General features: G+C 66.0%; 16 protein-coding genes. 6 read left to right on the top strand and 10 right to left on the bottom strand.

Going from position 1 to position 16,865, the window contains the following annotated elements:
- The first annotated feature begins 137 nt into the window (after positions 1 to 137).
- Entirely contained in the window at positions 138 to 803 is a 666-nt protein-coding gene (locus BGK68_RS06680; protein WP_075256435.1) for an NUDIX hydrolase, read from the top strand.
- 139 nt (positions 804 to 942) lie between these two features.
- Here the strand turns inward: BGK68_RS06680 and BGK68_RS06675 are convergent, their stop codons facing one another.
- The 6 genes from BGK68_RS06675 to BGK68_RS27340 all read right to left on the bottom strand — a co-directional run bounded on the left by BGK68_RS06675 (position 943) and on the right by BGK68_RS27340 (position 5,782).
- Positions 943 to 1,167, bottom strand: a complete 225-nt coding sequence (locus tag BGK68_RS06675; RefSeq protein ID WP_041311347.1) for a hypothetical protein — start codon at positions 1,165 to 1,167, stop codon at positions 943 to 945.
- A 274-nt stretch (positions 1,168 to 1,441) separates the two neighbouring features.
- Entirely contained in the window at positions 1,442 to 2,077 is a 636-nt protein-coding gene (locus tag BGK68_RS06670) for a low affinity iron permease family protein (RefSeq protein ID WP_075256434.1), read from the bottom strand.
- 143 nt (positions 2,078 to 2,220) lie between these two features.
- Positions 2,221 to 3,177 carry a SphA family protein gene (locus BGK68_RS06665; protein WP_075256433.1) on the bottom strand — a complete coding sequence of 319 codons (957 nt, stop codon included), beginning with the start codon at positions 3,175 to 3,177 and terminating at the stop codon, positions 2,221 to 2,223.
- A gap of 65 nt (positions 3,178 to 3,242) precedes the next feature.
- Positions 3,243 to 4,010 (bottom strand): coniferyl-alcohol dehydrogenase, encoded by a 768-nt coding sequence (locus BGK68_RS06660; protein ID WP_075256432.1) that lies wholly within the window; start codon positions 4,008 to 4,010, stop codon positions 3,243 to 3,245.
- A gap of 64 nt (positions 4,011 to 4,074) precedes the next feature.
- Positions 4,075 to 5,538: a benzaldehyde dehydrogenase gene (locus tag BGK68_RS06655; protein ID WP_075256431.1), complete on the bottom strand. Its 1,464-nt coding sequence runs from the start codon at positions 5,536 to 5,538 to the stop codon at positions 4,075 to 4,077.
- Between the two features lie 64 nt (positions 5,539 to 5,602).
- Positions 5,603 to 5,782, bottom strand: a complete 180-nt coding sequence (locus tag BGK68_RS27340; RefSeq protein ID WP_143432962.1) for a hypothetical protein — start codon at positions 5,780 to 5,782, stop codon at positions 5,603 to 5,605.
- 57 nt (positions 5,783 to 5,839) lie between these two features.
- Between BGK68_RS27340 and BGK68_RS06650 the strand changes: the two genes are divergently transcribed.
- Positions 5,840 to 7,675: a sigma-54-dependent Fis family transcriptional regulator gene (locus tag BGK68_RS06650; RefSeq protein ID WP_075259702.1), complete on the top strand. Its 1,836-nt coding sequence runs from the start codon at positions 5,840 to 5,842 to the stop codon at positions 7,673 to 7,675.
- A 23-nt stretch (positions 7,676 to 7,698) separates the two neighbouring features.
- On the opposite strand, the gene BGK68_RS06645 is transcribed toward BGK68_RS06650, so the two are convergent.
- Positions 7,699 to 7,986, bottom strand: coding sequence for a hypothetical protein (locus BGK68_RS06645; RefSeq protein WP_075256430.1), 288 nt, complete (start codon positions 7,984 to 7,986; stop codon positions 7,699 to 7,701).
- A gap of 185 nt (positions 7,987 to 8,171) precedes the next feature.
- Here BGK68_RS06645 and BGK68_RS06640 point away from each other — a divergent pair, with 185 nt between their 5' ends.
- Positions 8,172 to 9,608 (top strand): MFS transporter, encoded by a 1,437-nt coding sequence (locus BGK68_RS06640; protein ID WP_075256429.1) that lies wholly within the window; start codon positions 8,172 to 8,174, stop codon positions 9,606 to 9,608.
- A 17-nt stretch (positions 9,609 to 9,625) separates the two neighbouring features.
- Here BGK68_RS06640 and BGK68_RS06635 read toward each other — a convergent pair whose 3' ends face one another.
- Both BGK68_RS06635 and BGK68_RS06630 read right to left on the bottom strand, forming a co-directional pair.
- A complete protein-coding gene (locus tag BGK68_RS06635; RefSeq protein ID WP_075256428.1) occupies positions 9,626 to 12,115 on the bottom strand; it encodes a DEAD/DEAH box helicase in 2,490 nt (829 codons plus the stop codon).
- Between the two features lie 33 nt (positions 12,116 to 12,148).
- Positions 12,149 to 12,328: a hypothetical protein gene (locus tag BGK68_RS06630; RefSeq protein WP_041311349.1), complete on the bottom strand. Its 180-nt coding sequence runs from the start codon at positions 12,326 to 12,328 to the stop codon at positions 12,149 to 12,151.
- Positions 12,329 to 12,572: 244 nt separating this feature from the next.
- Between BGK68_RS06630 and BGK68_RS06625 the strand changes: the two genes are divergently transcribed.
- From BGK68_RS06625 to BGK68_RS06615, 3 genes are all read left to right on the top strand, one after another.
- On the top strand, positions 12,573 to 13,544 hold the full coding sequence (locus BGK68_RS06625; RefSeq protein WP_075256427.1) for a sulfonate ABC transporter substrate-binding protein: 972 nt from the start codon (positions 12,573 to 12,575) through the stop codon (positions 13,542 to 13,544).
- Between the two features lie 13 nt (positions 13,545 to 13,557).
- Entirely contained in the window at positions 13,558 to 14,859 is a 1,302-nt protein-coding gene (locus tag BGK68_RS06620) for an LLM class flavin-dependent oxidoreductase (RefSeq protein ID WP_075256426.1), read from the top strand.
- 61 nt (positions 14,860 to 14,920) lie between these two features.
- Entirely contained in the window at positions 14,921 to 15,451 is a 531-nt protein-coding gene (locus BGK68_RS06615) for a cysteine hydrolase family protein (protein WP_075256425.1), read from the top strand.
- Between the two features lie 6 nt (positions 15,452 to 15,457).
- On the opposite strand, the gene BGK68_RS06610 is transcribed toward BGK68_RS06615, so the two are convergent.
- The gene (locus BGK68_RS06610) at positions 15,458 to 16,744 is read right to left on the bottom strand and encodes an NAD(P)/FAD-dependent oxidoreductase (RefSeq protein ID WP_075259701.1); all 1,287 of its coding nucleotides are present in this window, start codon (positions 16,742 to 16,744) and stop codon (positions 15,458 to 15,460) included.
- Positions 16,745 to 16,865: the final 121 nt, after the last annotated feature.

Genomic DNA, 16,865 nt, shown 5'->3' with positions numbered 1-16,865 from the left:
TTGCAACTAACAAGATCGCTAGAAATTCTTCCGCTAACGCCTGCTGTTGCTTGCATATTTAGTAAATTGCAACAAATAGATTCACAATGACACTAAGTGCCATTAGACTTCCAGACTTGGACAAGGCGAGGAGAAAAATGGATCCGGTGATCTGTACGGTCGATGTGGTATTGCTCACGCTCACAGCCGAGGGACTGGAAGTGGCGCTGCTCAAGCGCGAACACGCGCCCTTCAAGGGTGTGGCGGCATTGCCTGGCGGCTACATCCATGCGCGCACCGATACCGATGCCCGCGATGCGGCGCGCCGGGTGCTGCTGGACAAGACCGGCATCGCCGCGCCCTATCTGGAACAGCTGGCCACCTTCTCCGGCGCGGCCCGCGATCCGCGCGGCTGGTCGGTGTCGATTGCCTATTACGCCCTGGTGCCGGCGGCCACCATCGCCCAGGCCGAGCGCCATGAAGTGCGCCTCTACAGCGTGGATCGCCTGCCGCCCCTGCCCTTCGACCACGGCGACATCATCGAGACGGCGGTCTCGCGCCTGCGCAGCAAGAGCCAATATTCTTCCCTGCCCTGCCATCTGCTGGGCGAGGTCTTTACCCTGCCGCAGTTGCAGCGGGTCTATGAGGTGTTGATGGGCGGGAGCATCAACAAGGTCAGCTTTCGCCGCAAGATGACCGAGATGGACATGCTGGACCCGGTCGATGGCCAGTTCGACAGCAGCGGCGCGCATCGCCCGGCGCAGCTGTATCGCTTGAAACCCGCCTTCCGCGAGCAGTTGCAGTTGCTGGAGCGTGGGCTCTGATCTGATCTGATCTGAGCTGAACTGAAGTGAGGTGCGCCACGCGCCTTGATGGATCACGAGCGAAAGCGGCACACCCCGGTGGGTGCGCCGCTTTTTTGTTGGCCTGTCAATTACTTAAATACTTATACTTGCGCGAAATTCAGGCGCAGCAATTGCCGCTGGTGTCAGCATCGCGTTGGCGGCGCTGGACTTCACGGCGACGGCGCACGCCTTGCGAAACGCGATGGACGGCGCGCTGGGTCAGCATCATGGACAGGGTGCTCAAACTGAACTCGGCGGCAATGAGCAGACCGACCAGAGCGGCAAATTGCAGGTAGACCCGTGGATAGACGGACAGGCTACGCGAGAACAGTTGATGCAGCATGATGAATTCCTCTTTCTTGCTTTCTTGTTTTACGAGCTTGGGGTTCTTGCCTCAGGTACTGATGGGCGCCGCGCCGGGATGTCGGTCGGCCGATGCCGGTGTCTAGAACCGCATCGTTTCTTGCGTTGCGATGTCGTTCATCGATGGACTGAAGTCTACGTAAGCGCGCGCGGGAGAAAAACCCTGCTGGAGGGAATTGAGTGTTCCGGGTTGTGGAACAATCGCCTGGAGCTATCAAACCGATAGGCCCGCATGATCGCGAGGGCCGCGCGACTCATGTCCATTGGCGCTGGCTGGCGCGCAGCGGTTGGCTGTATTCCTCGTGCTGGACCTGGCGCGGTATGGCGGGCTTGCCCGGCGCGCGTCCGGCGGAGGGCTGGAAATTGCTCGCCGAAGGCGCCGCCGCCGGGGGCGGCGCAGCGCAACGCAGATGACGCGGCGGATGTTCCACCGGCGGCCTCGGCCCCTGGCCGAGCGACTTGCGCAGATGCTGCCGCACCGGATCGTCGGGATGTTCGCCCATGCGCTCGAACTCCTTCTTGAGGCGGGACAGTTCTGCGTCCGACAGATCTTCTGCATCCATGATCTGCTTGCGCGTGCCTTGGAGGGCGCGGATCAGTTCATCGAGCTTCAGTTGCGTGGCCTGGGCGTCGCGATTCTGGGCGTTCTGGATCAGGAACACCATCAGGAAGGTCACGATGGTGGTGCCGGTATTGATGAGCAATTGCCAGGTGTCGGAGTAGTCGAACATCGGTCCCGTCACCGCCCACGCCACTACCACGCCCAGCGCCACCACGAAGGTCCAGGAGCTGCCCACGGCCTGGGCGCAGGCTTCGCTGAAACGGTGAAACAGCTCGGCCACGCCGGTGCTGGCGTGCGGGTCGGGCTTGGATGGATCGGTGGCTGGCATGATACGGCTCTCCCTTCTGGTCGCGGCACGTGGGCGTGCCGTCATTGGGCGCAGTATCTCTGCGGTAGCGCACGTCGTTAAGCGGACAACGGCTCTGCCTGCTGTAGGAAAGCAGGCAGAGCCGCAGGCCAAGCCGGCAACGCTCAGAAGTGATGGTCGTAACGGATCTGGAACTTGCTGTTCTCGGCGCGATTGCGCACGGCGAACTCCTGGTAGACATTGAAGAACAGCAGGTCCCGTTCGGACAGCCGCATCATCGCCGCCGGCCCCAGCCCGACCACGCGTTCGCGGCGTCCGCTGACATCGGCGCCATTGACCTTGGTATCGGTGACCTGTTGCAGCCAGTAACCGGCCGCACCCACGGTCCAGGTCGGGTTGAGCACGTACTCGGCGGCGAAGTTGGCATGCACCGCCTGTCCGGCCTGGGTGGAACTGACGTTGTTGCCGAAGGCTGCGCTGGGCGCATTGTTGCGGGCGTTCCAGAGGTAGTGCAGACGCCAGCTGAAGCTCAGGTTCTGGCTGGCCCAGAGCGTGCCGGCCCAGTATGGGTCGAAGGACCAGGTATTGCTGCCCGGATTGACGGTGGCGTTGCGGTCATAGGCGCCGGTGGGAAGGATGAACTGCAACTCGAAACGCTGCGCATAGAGCGGGCCTTGCGCTCCCATGACGGGATCGTACTGCACAGACACGCCGGCGCTGATGTCACCGATGCCGGTATTGCCACGGAGGATGGCGTTGTTGGCGCCATCGTCCACCTTGGCGCTGGCCACCCATGGCACCAGCACCTGGAAACCCAGCTGCTTGTTGCCGAACTTGGCGCCGGGCGGCACGTAGATGAACTGGGTGACGGGCGCGAAGACGCTGATGTCCTGAGTGGCAGGAAAGCCGAGGCGGTTGCCGTTGTTGTCCACCAGCTTGGTGGCCTTGCTGTAGGTGAGGTATTCGACGAAATAGAATCCGGGTCCGCCGGGCAGCGGCGCGCCGTCGAAAAAGCTGGTGCCGCCCATGTTGACGGTGGGCTGGTCGTAGGCGCTGGCCAGCGCGGGCAGCAAGGCCAGGGTCAGCGCCAGGGCGGCGGCGTGCTTGCGGTGCTCTCTCATGGTGTTGTCTCCTGTTATTTTTTATCGCTTGGGATCGTTTCGGATCGCTTAGGAACGGTGGCCGCCTACAGGTAGGTCGAGGCCAGTCCGCCATCTACCGGCAGGTTCACGCCATTGATCCAGCGGCTGTCATCGCTGCACAGCCAGACGATGGCTGCGGCGATCTCGTCGGCATAGGCCGGACGCTTCATGCGATGCGCATCCTTCTGCACCCGCTCCTGGCCCAGCATGGTCACGAAGTCCCCCAGGATGGGCGTGAACACCGGGCCGGGCGCGACGCAATTCATCCGCACCGAATGCTGCAGGAACATCGGCTGGGCCTGGGTCATGGACCAGACGATCAGGGCTTCCTTGAAATACTGGTAGCAGTGTTGCTGCGCCACCGGATGCTGCGCCAGCCAGGCCGCGCCCTCGGCGAAGCTGGCGGCCTGCGACAGGGCCTTGTGCTGCTCCAGCCGCTGCGGCCATTCCGCGCCCAGGATGGAGGCCACATTGACGATGGCCCCGCCTGGCGAGAGGCGCGCCGTCAGGCGCTGGACCAGGTGGCGCAGGCCGAGGTAGTTCACCCGCGCCACCAGTTGCGCCTCTGCCGTGCCGGGTACGCCGGCGATATTGCACAGCGCATCGATGCGTTCGGGCAGTTGCGCGACTACCGCGTCGATGGCCTCGGCGCTGGAGAGGTCGGCCTGGACGAAGGCTTCCACACTGATGGCCGGTTCATTGCGGTCCACCCCGATCACGCGCGCGCCCTGTGCGCGCAACTGACGCGCGGTCTCCGCGCCGATGCCGGAAGAAACGCCCGTGACGACGACGGTCTTGTCTTGCAGGTTCATGCTGGCCTCCTTGGAATAATGATTTATATGATTTAGTTGATTTTCAGGAATGCGTCTGTGGGTCTCAGAAGGGATACGGCATGGCTTGCTGGCGAATGGTGGTCCAGCGCCACTGCGTGTACTCTTCCCAGTCGGCCGGGCCGCCTACGCTGGCGCCATTGCCGGCGATGCCGGGGCCGCCGAAGGGGTTGACGCACTCGTCGTTGACGGTCTGGTCGTTGACATGGACCATGCCCTGGCGCAGCCGCGCCGCCACCGCCATGGCGCGGCCCACCGAAGGCGACAGCACCCCGGCGGCAAGACCGCCGGCATTGCGATTGGCCAGGGCGATGGCTTCTTCATCGTTGTCGAAGCGGATGACGCTAGCCACCGGCCCAAAGATTTCTTCCTCGAAGACGCGCATGCCCGGCCTGACTCCGCCCAGCACGGTGGGCTGGTAGAACAACTGTTCGTAACGTCCGCCAGCCACCAGTTGCGCACCGGCGGCCACGCTCTCCTGCACCAGCGCATGCACGCGCTGCAATTGACGTTCGTCGATCATCGGTCCCAGCGCGACCTGGCCGCTGGCGCCATCGCCTACCGGCAGATGACGCGCTTTGTCCGCCAGCCGCTGCAGCAGCCCTTCTTCCAGCGAGGCATGCACCAGGATGCGGTTGGCCGCCATGCAGATCTGTCCCTGGTGCAGCCACGCACCCCAGGCGGCGTGGCTGGCGGCCACGTCGAGATCGGCATCCTCCAGGATCACCAGGGCATTGGCGCCGCCCAGTTCCAGCGACAGCTTCTTCAGATGCCGGCCCGCCAGTTCGCCGATGCGCCGTCCCACCGCTGGCGAACCGGTGAAGGCGATCATCGGCACCCCTGGCGCGGTGACCAGCGCCTCGCCGGTCTCGGCCCCGCCCGGCATGACATGCAGCAGACCTGTGGGCAAACCCGCCTGCTCGAAGATGCGGGCCAGCATGAAGCCGCCCGAGACCGGCGTGCGCAGATCGGGCTTGACCACCACCGCATTGCCGGCCGCCAGCGCCGGTGCGACCGTGCGCAAGGTCAGGATCAGCGGGAAATTGAAGGGCGAGATCACGCCGATGACGCCCAGCGGTGCGCGCCGGGCGATGCTGAGGCGACCAGGCGTGCTGGGCAGCAACTGGCCCTGGGCTTGCAGCGGCATGCCGGCGGCCAGATGGCAGAGGGTGATGGCTTCGCGCACCTCGTGCTCGCCCTTGAAGAGCACGCCGCCGGTCTCGCGCGCCACCATGCGCGCCAGCTCGTCGAAATGCTGGTGGAACAGCCCGGCGGCGCGGCGGAAGATGTCGGCGCGCTCACGCGGCGGCATGGCGACCCAGGCGGCCTGCGCCGCGATCGCCAGTTCCACCGAGGTGCTGACGTCGTCCGGGCTGGCCAGCCCAACCTGCGTCAAGGGCTGGCCGGTGGCTGGTTCGATGACGGTTGCGCCCTGCGCGGCGGCCACCCATTGGCCACGGAACAAATGCTGTTGCCACTGCGCGGAATCGAGAAACGGACTTGCCTGCATGCTGCGGTCTCCTTTGTTGTGATCAGCCCGGCATCGACAGGAAGCGCTTGCCCTGCCCGCGGGTTCAGGAGTCTTTCTGCAAAGCCTGTGCCAGACCGGGAAGCGCCCGCCGATGCGGCTTTGCAGCACGATGGCAGGTCGTGTAGGAGGCGGCGGGAGTTGGTTTTTGGTGGGCGTCATGCTGCACACCGGCAAGGCGCATGACGCGGTGCAGCTTGCGCAAATGCTGAAATTCTTCAACCATCGGGCCCACTGCATTTCATCATTTGATGAAGTCATCCGCCCTGACAGGAGCCCGCTCATGCCCTCTTCCCCGCGTATATCCCTGGCCGAGATGGCGCGCCACCAGGGCGGCGGACTCAGTTCGGCCGGCACCGATCGCTGGAGCGTGGACGCCCATCCGACCCTGGCCGACCTGAGCGAATGCCTGTTCTTCTCGCCTGGCGATGGCCGCATCTGGCTCAATGACCAGCGCATGCTGCTCATCCACAGCCGCAGCATGGGCACGCTGCGCCGCGAGCTGATCGACCAGCTCGGCATCGACCAGGCGCGCGGCCTGCTCACCCGGGCCGGCTACATCTCCGGCGCACGCGATGCGCAACTGGTGCGCGAGCGCTGGCCCGACGCCGATCCCTCCACCATCCTCATGGCCGGCACCCGGCTGCATACGCTGGAGGGGCTGGTCAAGGTGGTGCCGGTGAACTTCAGCTACGATCCCGAGACCGGGCGCTACGAAGGGGAATTCCTCTGGCACAACTCCTGCGAGGCCGATGAACACCTGGCCGCCTATGGCGTGGCCACTGCGCCCTCCTGCTGGCAGCAGGTCGGCTATGCGATCGGCTATGTCAGCACGCTGCTGGGGCATCTGGTGATCTTCCGCGAAGTGCAATGCCGCGCCATGGGGACAGCGCATTGCCGCGTCATCGGCCGCTCGGCGGAGCTGTGGAGCAATGCCGAGGAAGACCTGCGCTATCTGAACGCCCAGGACTTCGTCGGCTCCGGCATGCTGGCCAGCGACGTCGACACCACTGCCGAGGCCGATGCGCAAGGCGCTGACGAACAGGACGACGCCGCCGATCTGGTCAGCGCGCTGGTAGGAACCTCATCGGCCTTCAATGCCGCCTGCCACCTGCTGAACCGGGTCGCGGCCACGGATGCGACGGTGCTCTTCACGGGTGAGTCGGGGGTCGGCAAGGAACGCTTTGCGCGCATGCTGCATCAAATCGGCAAGCGCGCCCAACGCGCCTGCATCGCCATCAATTGCGCCGCCATTCCGGAGACCCTGATCGAGGCTGAGCTGTTCGGGGTGGAACGCGGCGCCTATACCGGGGCCACGCAATCGCGCGCCGGCCGCTTCGAGCTGGCCGATGGCGGCACGCTCTTCCTCGATGAAGTCGGCACGCTGAGCCTGGTGGCGCAGGGCAAGCTGCTGCGGGTCTTGCAGGAGGGAGAATTCGAACGGGTCGGATCGGCTCGCCCCGTGAAGGTGGACGTGCGCGTGGTGGCCGCCACCAATGAAGACCTGGCGCAGGCGGTGCGCGAGGGACGCTTCCGCCAGGACCTGTTCTTCCGGCTCAATGTCTTCCCCATCCATCTGCCGCCCTTGCGCGAACGGCGCGATGACATCCCGCTGCTGATGAACCACTTCCTGAAACTGTATGGCCAGCGTCATGGCATCGCCGTGCGCGGCTTTACCCAGCGCGCCATCCAGGCGCTGCTGAACTACAGCTTCCCCGGCAACATCCGCGAGCTGCAGAACCTGATCGAACGTGGGGTGATCCTGGCGCAGGGCCATCCGCTGGACCTGCCGCACATGTTCATCAGCGGCGAACGGCTCAACGATGAAGTGCTGTCGCTGGCCTTGCAGGGAGAGACTGGAATGCTGGCCGGAAAGTCAGTGGAGAAATCCGTCGCGCACCCGACGGCGTCGCCGACGGCGCGGGGATTGCTGGATGTGCTGCGGCAGTGGCAGCCCGAGGCAGCGGGTGAACCTGCTGCACTGACATTGCCGGAGATGGAAAGGAGATTGATCGCCGAGGCCATCGAACGCGCCGACGGCAACCTCTCGGCAGCGGCGCGCCTGCTGGGGATCAGCCGCGCACAGCTGGCTTATCGTCAACAGAAAGGACAAGGCTGACAGCGCAGGGGCTTGGCTGGACTTCAGGCGACGTTCTTGTAAGGGGCGGGCCGGTCGCCCTCCTCGCCCACGATCTGCATCTCGCCGATGCGGTTGCACAACTCTTCCCAGGGACGCAAGGACAAACCTGCGTCGACACGGCGCAGCAGCGCAAGACGGCTGGCGCGGAAATTTTCCACCTCCTGCTGACGGCGCTGCGCCCAGCGACGCTCCACGGCAATGAACAGGCCGATGGCCGCCAACAGACCCAGCATGCATACGCCCAGCGCTGCGTAGATCGCGTACTGCATGATGGCCTCGATTCCTTCCATTGCTCTTCCCAACTCTCATTTCGTTTTGAATGCACGCATGGTAGCGGCGAGCTGTGATGCTGTGCATCAGGAAATGACTGAGGCGACAAACATCACGCCCGGCGTGGCGCGCAAGCTCTACAGCAGGAACCGCAGCGCGGGACCGGGGTCTGCTGGCTATCGCCGCGTCGGCGCTTTTTCCGGAGATGCCTTTGTCCGCTGCCGCTTCCTTGCCCGCCCGTCTGGATCGCCTGCCCTGGTCGCGTTGGCATTGGCGCGTGGTCATCGCCTTGGGTGTGGCCTGGGTGCTCGACGGGCTGGAGGTGACGCTGGTAGGGTCGATTGGCGGCGTGCTGGAACGGCCCGACACGCTGGGCCTGGACGCCGCCCAGGTGGGCTGGACCGGGTCGCTCTACATCGCAGGGGCAGTCCTGGGCGCGCTGGTGTTCGGCCGCCTGACCGACCGGCTGGGACGCAAGAAACTCTTCATGATCACGCTGGCGCTCTACATGGTCGCCACGCTGGCCTCGGCGTTCGCCACCGACTTCCTCTGGTTCGCGCTGTGCCGCCTGGCCACTGGACTGGGCATAGGCGGCGAGTACGCGGCCATCAATTCGGCCATTGATGAGCTGGTGCCGGCGCGCGTGCGTGGGCGCGTGAACCTGGTGATCAACGCCAGCTTCTGGATCGGCGCAGCGCTGGGAGCGGGATTGTCACTGGTGATCCTGGATGAACGGGTGCTGGGGCCGGTGATGGGCTGGCGCGTGTGCTTCCTGCTGGGTGCGGTGCTGGCCGTGGCCATCGTGCTGGTGCGCCGGCATGTGCCGGAAAGCCCGCGCTGGCTCCTGATGCATGGACATCAGGAGCGCGCCGAGGCGGTGGTGCGGGAGATCGAAGCGCAGGTCATGGCCGAGCATGGCGCATTGCCGGCGCTGCAGACAGCACCGCCCGGCGAGCCGTCCCGCTCACCAGGCCAGGCTGTCGGCATGCTCTCCTGGCGCGAAATTGCCCAGGTGCTGCTGCATCACTACCGCGCGCGTAGCCTTATGGTGGCGCTGATGATGGTGGCCCAGGCCTTCGTCTACAACGCCATCTTCTTTACCTATTCGCTGGTGCTCACGCGCTTCTTCCAGGTACCCGATACCCGGGTGGCGCTCTATCTCTTTCCCTTCGCGCTGGGCAATGTGCTCGGCCCGCTGCTGCTGGGCCATCTGTTCGACAGCATCGGCCGCCGCCGCATGATCGCAGCCACCTACCTGCTGGCCGGCCTGGGGCTGGCCGCCACGGCCACCGCCTTCAGCGCCGGCTGGCTCGATGCGCTGGGCCTGGCGCTGTGCTGGAGCGCGGTGTTCTTCGTCGCCTCGGCGGCGGCCAGCTCGGCCTATCTCACCGCCAGCGAAGTCTTTCCGTTGCAGATGCGCGCCATGGCCATCGCCATCTTCTACGCCATCGGCACCGGCGTGGGCGGCTTCATCGCACCGGCCCTGCTGGGCTGGTTGATTGCCAGCGGCGACCGCCAGGCGGTGGCGGCGGGCTACGCCGTGGGAGCCGTGCTGGCCTTGCTGGCGGGACTGTGTGGGCTGCGCTGGGCGGTGGATGCGGAACGGCGCACGCTGGAAGAGGTGGCCGAACTGAAGCGCTGAGGCAGACGCTGCGAGCGTCAGACCAGGATCTTCTCGGCGATGCCTGCGCCCAGCGGGGCCAGCAGCGCCTGCAATTCTTCTTCGCCGAACTTGACGGTGGTGGCATCGTCGCGCCCCAGCATGCCTTCGGCCAGGGCCGACTTGCGCGCCTGCAATTCGAGCAGGCGTTCTTCGATGCTGCCTTCGATGACCAGCTTGTAGACGAATACCTGGCGCTGCTGACCCAGCCGATGGGCGCGGGCGATGGCCTGCTCTTCCACGGCCGGGTTCCACCAGGGATCGACCAGCACCACAGTGTCGGCCGCCGTCAGGTTCAGGCCGACGCCGCCGGCCTTCAGGCTCACTAGCATCAGCGGCGTCTGCTCCTGCTGGAAGCCGGCGATCACATCGGCGCGGGCGGCGGGCTCGGTCTCGCCGGTGAGCATCAGGTAGGGCAACTGCAATTGTTCCAGCTGCGCGGCAATCAACTTGAGCATGCCGGTGAATTGCGAGAACACCAGGATGCGCCGCCCTTCGGCCACCAGCGCGGGCAGGGTGTCGCACAGCCAGTCGATCTTGGCGCGCTCCAGCCCCTTGGGCATGCGGCCCTGCTTCAACAGATAGGGATCGCAGCAGACCTGGCGCAGCTTGAGCAAGGCATCCATCACGGTGACCTGGGAGCCGCCCAGGCCACGCCGTTCCAGCGCGCGCCGCACCTGCTTGTCGGCGGCCATGCGCACGCTCTCGTAGAGTTCGCGCTGGCGGCCTTGCAGGGGCAGGCGTTCGATGATCTCGCTGCGCGGCGGCAGCTCCTGCAAGACATCCTGCTTTCTCCGGCGCAGGATGAAGGGCCGTACCCGCTGCGCCAGCAGGCGCGCGCGCACGGTCTGGCCCTGCTCTTCGATGGGCTTGCGCCACAGGCGCGCAAAGCTGCGCGCATCGCCCAGGAAACCGGGCATGAGAAAATGGAACTGGCTCCACAGTTCACCCAGGTGATTTTCCAGCGGCGTGCCGGTCATGCACAGCCGATGGCGCGCCCGCAAGCGGCGGGCGGCGGCGGCGCTGCGCGAGGCGGCGTTCTTGACGGTCTGGGCCTCGTCCAGCACCAGCATGTGCCAGCGCTGCGGCAGCAGCTGGTCGAGGTCGCGCCAGAGCAGCGGATAGCTGGTCAGCACCAGATCGACCTGGCCGCTGGCGAGGGCGCTGAAGTGCTGGGCGCGCTCCTGGCCATGCAGCAGCAGTACGCGCAGATCAGGGGTGATGCGGCGCGCCTCCTGCTGCCAGTTGAACAGCAGCGAAGTCGGCGCGACCACCAGCACCGGCAGGTCCAGGCGGCCGGCCTGTTTTTCGATGAGCACATGGGCCAGCACCTGGGCGGTCTTGCCCAGGCCCATGTCGTCGGCCAGGATGCCGGCCAGTCCATGGGTGCGCAGGTATTGCATCCAGGCCACGCCATAGCGCTGGTAGTCACGCAATGTCAGTCCCAGGCCATCGGGCTGGGCCACCGGCGCGACGCTGCCGGCAGCGCGCAGGCGGCGCGCCAGCGCCAGCAGGTCGTCCGCACCGCTGATGCGCCAGGGTGTGGCGCCCTCCAGCCCTTGCAGGGCGGCTTGCAGGCCGTCGAGGCGATGCGCATCCCAGGGCGTCAGACGCAATGGGCCGTCCTTGCGGCCCAGGTCCACCAGCAGGTCCAGCAGGGCCAATACCACCGCCTTGAGCGGTCCGGCCATGGCGTCGATGCGGCGGCCACCGGGAGCGCGCAGGGAGATCACCGCATGCGGGTCCATGCGCTCGACCTGCTGGGCATCGCCCCAGCGCGGATCGCGCCGCAAGAGATCGGCCACCATGGGCGCCACATCCATGGACTGGCCCTCGACCTCGATGCCGATGGAAAGCAGCCAGCGTCCGCTCGGGTCGAGGCCATCAAAGACTTCGCTGGAAAAAGCGCGTGGCGTGAGGGGTGCGGCCACCTCGCGGTTGATCACTTCGCCGGTCTGGCTGCTGACGATGAAACGCCAGGCCGTCACCGGCACGCTCTCATGGGCAAAGCCCGGACGGGCGCGCAGGATCCAGCCTTGCGCCTGCAGGCGCGGGGCCTGATCGGCCCAGAAGTCGCCGAAGAACTCTTCCTGTACCAGCGTCCACAAGGGGCCGGCCTCATGCAGGGGATTGTGGGCGCGCCATTGCAGGGCGTCCTCGCGCAGGGGTAGCAGGCCCAGCTCGCGGATGTCTTCCAGCGCGGCGGCTTCGGCCTGGTGGTCGCGCTGGATGTGGGCTGGGGTGTAGTCGGGTTCGTCGCCGTTGGGGCTGGTGGGTGCGGGCGTGCTCCAGCCCTGTGCGCCCTGGCCATAGACCCAGTCGATCTGCGCCACCGTGACCATGCCGCCGCGCGGACCGAACAGGCCATGCGCGCGCATGCCCAGCAGGCCGTCGCCACGGGTGAGGGTCTGCAGCGTGAGGCGGGGATGGAAAGCGGAAACGGTGGGGGAGCTGGCCATGCGTGCGGGAGAGTTCGGCGAAGCGGCCATTGTAGGGCGCTTCGCGGCCATCGTGCAGCGGGCTTACTTGGCCGGCGGGGTGATGCAGAAGTCCAGCATGCCGAAAGGCGTGCGGCCCTCGCCGGTGGCCCAGACCCACACGGCCCAGCACAGCAGGCCGCACACCAGCAACAGGGCCAGCACGATGTGCAGTCCGGAAGCCTTGCGCAGGAAGCTTTCGATGCGGTCGAACAGGGCGGTCATGGTGGAAATACAGGGACGTGAACGGGACTGCCTATTCTATCCAAACGCGCGGCGCGGCGGGATGGGACAAATTGCCGCAGTGTCTGGATGGCAAGATGGACGGGCAAGACGGGCAAGCTGCGTGGACCTGCTGCGCGGACCTGCTGCAAAAGCCGCATGAGCTTGTGCGGAAAGCTTCCTTCCCCTGTCGCGCTGCGGCGACTACGCTGATGCACTTTGAACAAGCCATCAGGGGGCAAGCACCATGGACGCACATCAACCCAGGCACAAGCGCCGCTTGCTGCTGCAGGGCCTGGCCGCGGGCGCGCTGGCCGGCGGTACACCGCTGGTACGCGCTGCAGCGGACAAGGTCTTGCGTATCGGTTACCAGAAATTCAACACGCTCAACATCCTCAAGGGCAGCGGCAAGCTGGAGCAGGCGCTGCAGCCGCAAGGCTGGTCGGTGAAGTGGTTCGAGTTCGCCGCCGGGCCGCAGCTCACCGAAGCACTCAACGCTCAGGCCATCGATCTGGGCCATGCCGCCGATACGCCCTCGGTATTTGCCAATGCCTCGGGCGTGAACGCGGTCTACCTGGGCGCGGAACAGCCCTATCCCAAAGGCATCGGCATCTTCGTGGCGCAGGATTCACCGATCCGCTCGGTGGCCGACCTCAAGGGCAGGAAGGTGGCCACCGGGCGCGGCTGGAATGTGCAGTTCCTGCTGTTGAAGGCGCTGGAAGAAGTCGGCCTGAGCTATCGCGACATCGAACCGGTCTATGTCACCAATGCCGCCGATGTGCGCGCGGCCTTCCAGTCCGGCAATGTCGATGCGGCCACGCTGTGGGACCCTTTCCTGGCCGGGCAGGAACTGGCCACGCGCCCGCGCATCCTGCGCGACGGCACTGGCCTGTCCAACAACCGCACCTTCCATCTGGCGGTGCCCTCCTTCGTGGACCGGCACAAGGACATCGTGCGCACCGTCTTTGCCGAACTGAAGAAGACCAACCAGTGGACCCAGAGCCATCCGCAGGAAACGGCCGAACTGCTGGCCCCGCAACTGGGCGTGGATCCCAAGGTGCTGCGGCTGGCCACCGAACGGCGCAACTACACCACCGTGGCGGTGGATGCCGGCATCGTCGCGGAACAACAGCAGATCGCCGACGCCTTCCTCAAGCTGGGCCTGATCAAGAATCCGGTGCGGGTGCAGGACAAGGTCTATCCGGAGGTGCTGGTCTGAGACCGGCAGAACCATGCACCTGGCCGCCTTCCTCATCGCTGGCAACGCCGCCCACAGCCAGGCGCTGTGGCGGCATCCGCAGAGTCGCCGCGGCGGCTTTCTGGAATTGGATTACTACCTGCACATTGCGCGTACGCTCGAGCGCGGCAAGTTCGACCTGCTCTTCTTTGCCGACCGGCTGGCCGTTTCCACCCGCTATGGCGAGAGCCACCTGCATGGCATCAACGTAGGCGACCAGGACGCCACCCGGCTGGACCCGCTGCCCATCCTGGGTGCGCTGGCGGCGGCCACCTCGCATATCGGGCTGGGTGCCACGCGCTCCACCACCTATTCGCAACCGTATAGCCTGGCGCGCGAATTCGCGACCCTGGACCACCTCAGCGGTGGCCGCGCCGCCTGGAATGTGGTGACCTCGGTCAACCAGGGCGAAGCCGACAACTTCGGTCTCAAGGAGACCCTGCCGCATGATGTGCGCTATGACCGCGCCGATGAATTCCTGGAGGTCACGCACAAGCTCTGGCACAGTTGGCAGCCCGATGCGCTGCGCCTGCAACAGGACCGTTATGCCGACGCCGGGAAGGTGGCGACCATCGATCATCAGGGCAAGCATTTCAGCGTGCGCGGTCCGCTGAACATCCCGGCCTCGCCGCAAGGCCATCCGGTGATCATCCAGGCCGGGTCTTCCGATCGCGGCCAGGACTTCGCGGCGCGCTGGGCCGAGGTGGTCTTCAACATCCAGCCTGACCTGCCGCGACTGCAGGCCTTCTATCGCGATCTCAAGAACCGGGCGCAGCAGTTTGACCGTCGTCCGCAGGACATCCGCATCCTCTCGGCGGTCATGCCCTTCGTGGGCCAGTCGCGCCAGCACGCGCGGGAATTGCAGGAACAGGCCAATGCCCTGGCCGATCCGCTGGTGGGGCTGTCCACCCTGTCGAGCCACATGAATGTGGATTTCTCGGGCTTTGCGCTGGATGCCCCGCTGGGTGACGTGCAGGTCAGCGGCATCCAGGGCCTCTTCAAGCTGCTGCGCGACATCTCGGCCGAGCGCCAGCTGACCCTGGCCGATGCCGGACGGCTCTATGCGCAGGGCGTGCTCACGCCGCAGATCGCCGGGACCGCCGCCGATGTGGCCGACTGGCTGCAGTCCATCATTGCAGCGAACGGCGCCGACGGTTTCGTGATCTCACCCTCGCATCTTCCCTACGGCTTCGACGACTTCGTCGACCAGGTGATCCCCGAGCTGCAACGGCGCGGCGCATTCCGCCAGGATTACGCAGGACGGCAATTGCGCCAGCAACTGGCCGCGTCACCGTAAAGCATCCGGCCGGCTTATCAGTTACCCTTATCGGCTTGATCCTCCACTGCCAGGTCTTGCCATGCCTACCGCCCTGCTCATCATCGATATCCAGCACGCCCTGTGCCACGGCCCGGACGCGGTCGAGAACAGCGCCGCCGTCATCGACCGCGTCAACCAGTTGGCCGACCAGGCCCGCGCAGCCGGCGCGCCGGTGATCTTCGTGCAGCATGAGGATGAGGGCGCATTGCAACGCGGCAGCGAGGGCTGGCAATTGATGCAGGGATTGCAGCAGCAGCCGGAGGATCTGCACCTGCCCAAGCGCGGCTCGGACGCCTTCCATCACACCGAGCTGCAGGCCATGCTGAAGACGCGCCATATCTCGGCGCTGGTGATCTGCGGCATGCAGACCGAGTATTGCGTGGAGTCCACCGTGCGGCGCGCGCTGGCGCTGGGTTATCCGGTCACACTGGCCGCCGATGCCCATACCACCGCGCCCAATGGCGTGCTGACGGTGGCCCAGGTGATCGCGCACCACCACGCCACGCTGGCCGGACTGGGTTCGTACGGCGTACGCGCCAGCATCAGGCCGGTGGCCGATATCCGTTTCTGAAGTCGATCAGAAACGCTGCGGGCTGAAGGGCGCGAGGTCGATCTCGGGCGTCTGTCCGGCCAACAGCTGGGCCACGATGCGCCCGGTGCGCGCCGAGCAGCCCAGGCCGATATGGCCATGACCATAGGCATGCACGATGTCGCTGCTGGCGCGGGCATAGCCGATGCAGGGCATGCCGTCCGGGGTGCTGGGACGGCGGCCCAGCCAGTAGCGGACATCCTCGGCGGGCAAGTCGCGCGGCAGGCCGGGGAAGAGTTTCAGGGCGATGTCGCGCATGATCTCGGCGCGCCGCCAGTCGGGCGCAGCCTCGAAGGAGGCGAACTCGACCTGGCCGGCGATGCGCAGGCCCGTTTCCATCTGCGTGGCGATGACCTTGAATTCGGACAGCATCATCGGCGTACGGGCGCGGGCAGCCAGTTCGTGGCCACGGATGAGGGCGTGGTAGCCGCGTTCGCTCTCCAGCTGCACGCGATCACCCGCCTGCGCGGCCAGCGCCTTGGAGCGTGCGCCGGCGCAGATGACGGCGGCGTCGCAGGCGACCTCGCCGGTCTCGGTCAGCACCGCCTTGAGTCTTCCCTCTTCGATGCGAAAACCGGTGGCGCGCGCATCGATGCGATGCGCGCCACGCGCCAGTGCATAGGCTTGCAACGCCTGCAGGTAGGCGCCGGGATTCTTGCAGTGACCGGCCTCATCAACCTGCACCGCAAAGCCGAAGGCCGGGTCGAGGTCGGGCTCGCGTCGGCGCAACGCCTCTGCCTCCAGTTCGCTCCACTGTATGCCCAGCTCGCGCCGCACGCTCCAGCCGAAGGCGTCGCCCTCGAACTGCTGGCGTGAACGATAGACATGCAGCACACCCGAGGTATCGATGAGATGGGCCACGCCGGCGCGGCGGGCGATGTCCAGGTGCAGGGTGCGTGCATCCACCACCAGGGTGCGCAGGGCGCGGGCGGTGGTGCGGATGCGTTCGCGGCGGGCGCTGGCCAGGTTGCGCAGCAGCCAGGGCGTCAGGCGCGGCAGGTAGCGCCAGCGGATGGAGAGCGGGCCGATGGGATCCATCAGATAGCCGGGGACCTTCTTCCACATGCCCGGCTCCACCGGCGGGATCACCGAGTGCGACGACAGCCAGCCGGCATTGCCATAGCTGGCGGCCTCTTCGCTACCCACCGGATTGAAGTCGAGCAGACTGACCTCCAGCCCCTGGTCCAGCGCGTGGATGGCGCTCATCAGGCCGACCGCGCCCGCGCCGATGACGACGGCGTGGCGCGGGAAAGAGATTTCGGGGAGCGTGGACATGGACGGGACCTTGGCAGAAAGCAACATCATACGGGACTTTGCTGCAGGCGTCGGGGCATGGACCGGCATTGACCGGCGTTGCGGTCGGACCCTATGATCAGCGCTCGTCAAGACAAACAGG

The organism is Herbaspirillum camelliae, from assembly GCF_001929405.1.
Classification (GTDB): domain Bacteria; phylum Pseudomonadota; class Gammaproteobacteria; order Burkholderiales; family Burkholderiaceae_D; genus Herbaspirillum; species Herbaspirillum seropedicae.
Note: the sequence above shows the minus strand (reverse complement) of the source record. Positions and strands in the feature narration are given on the sequence as shown.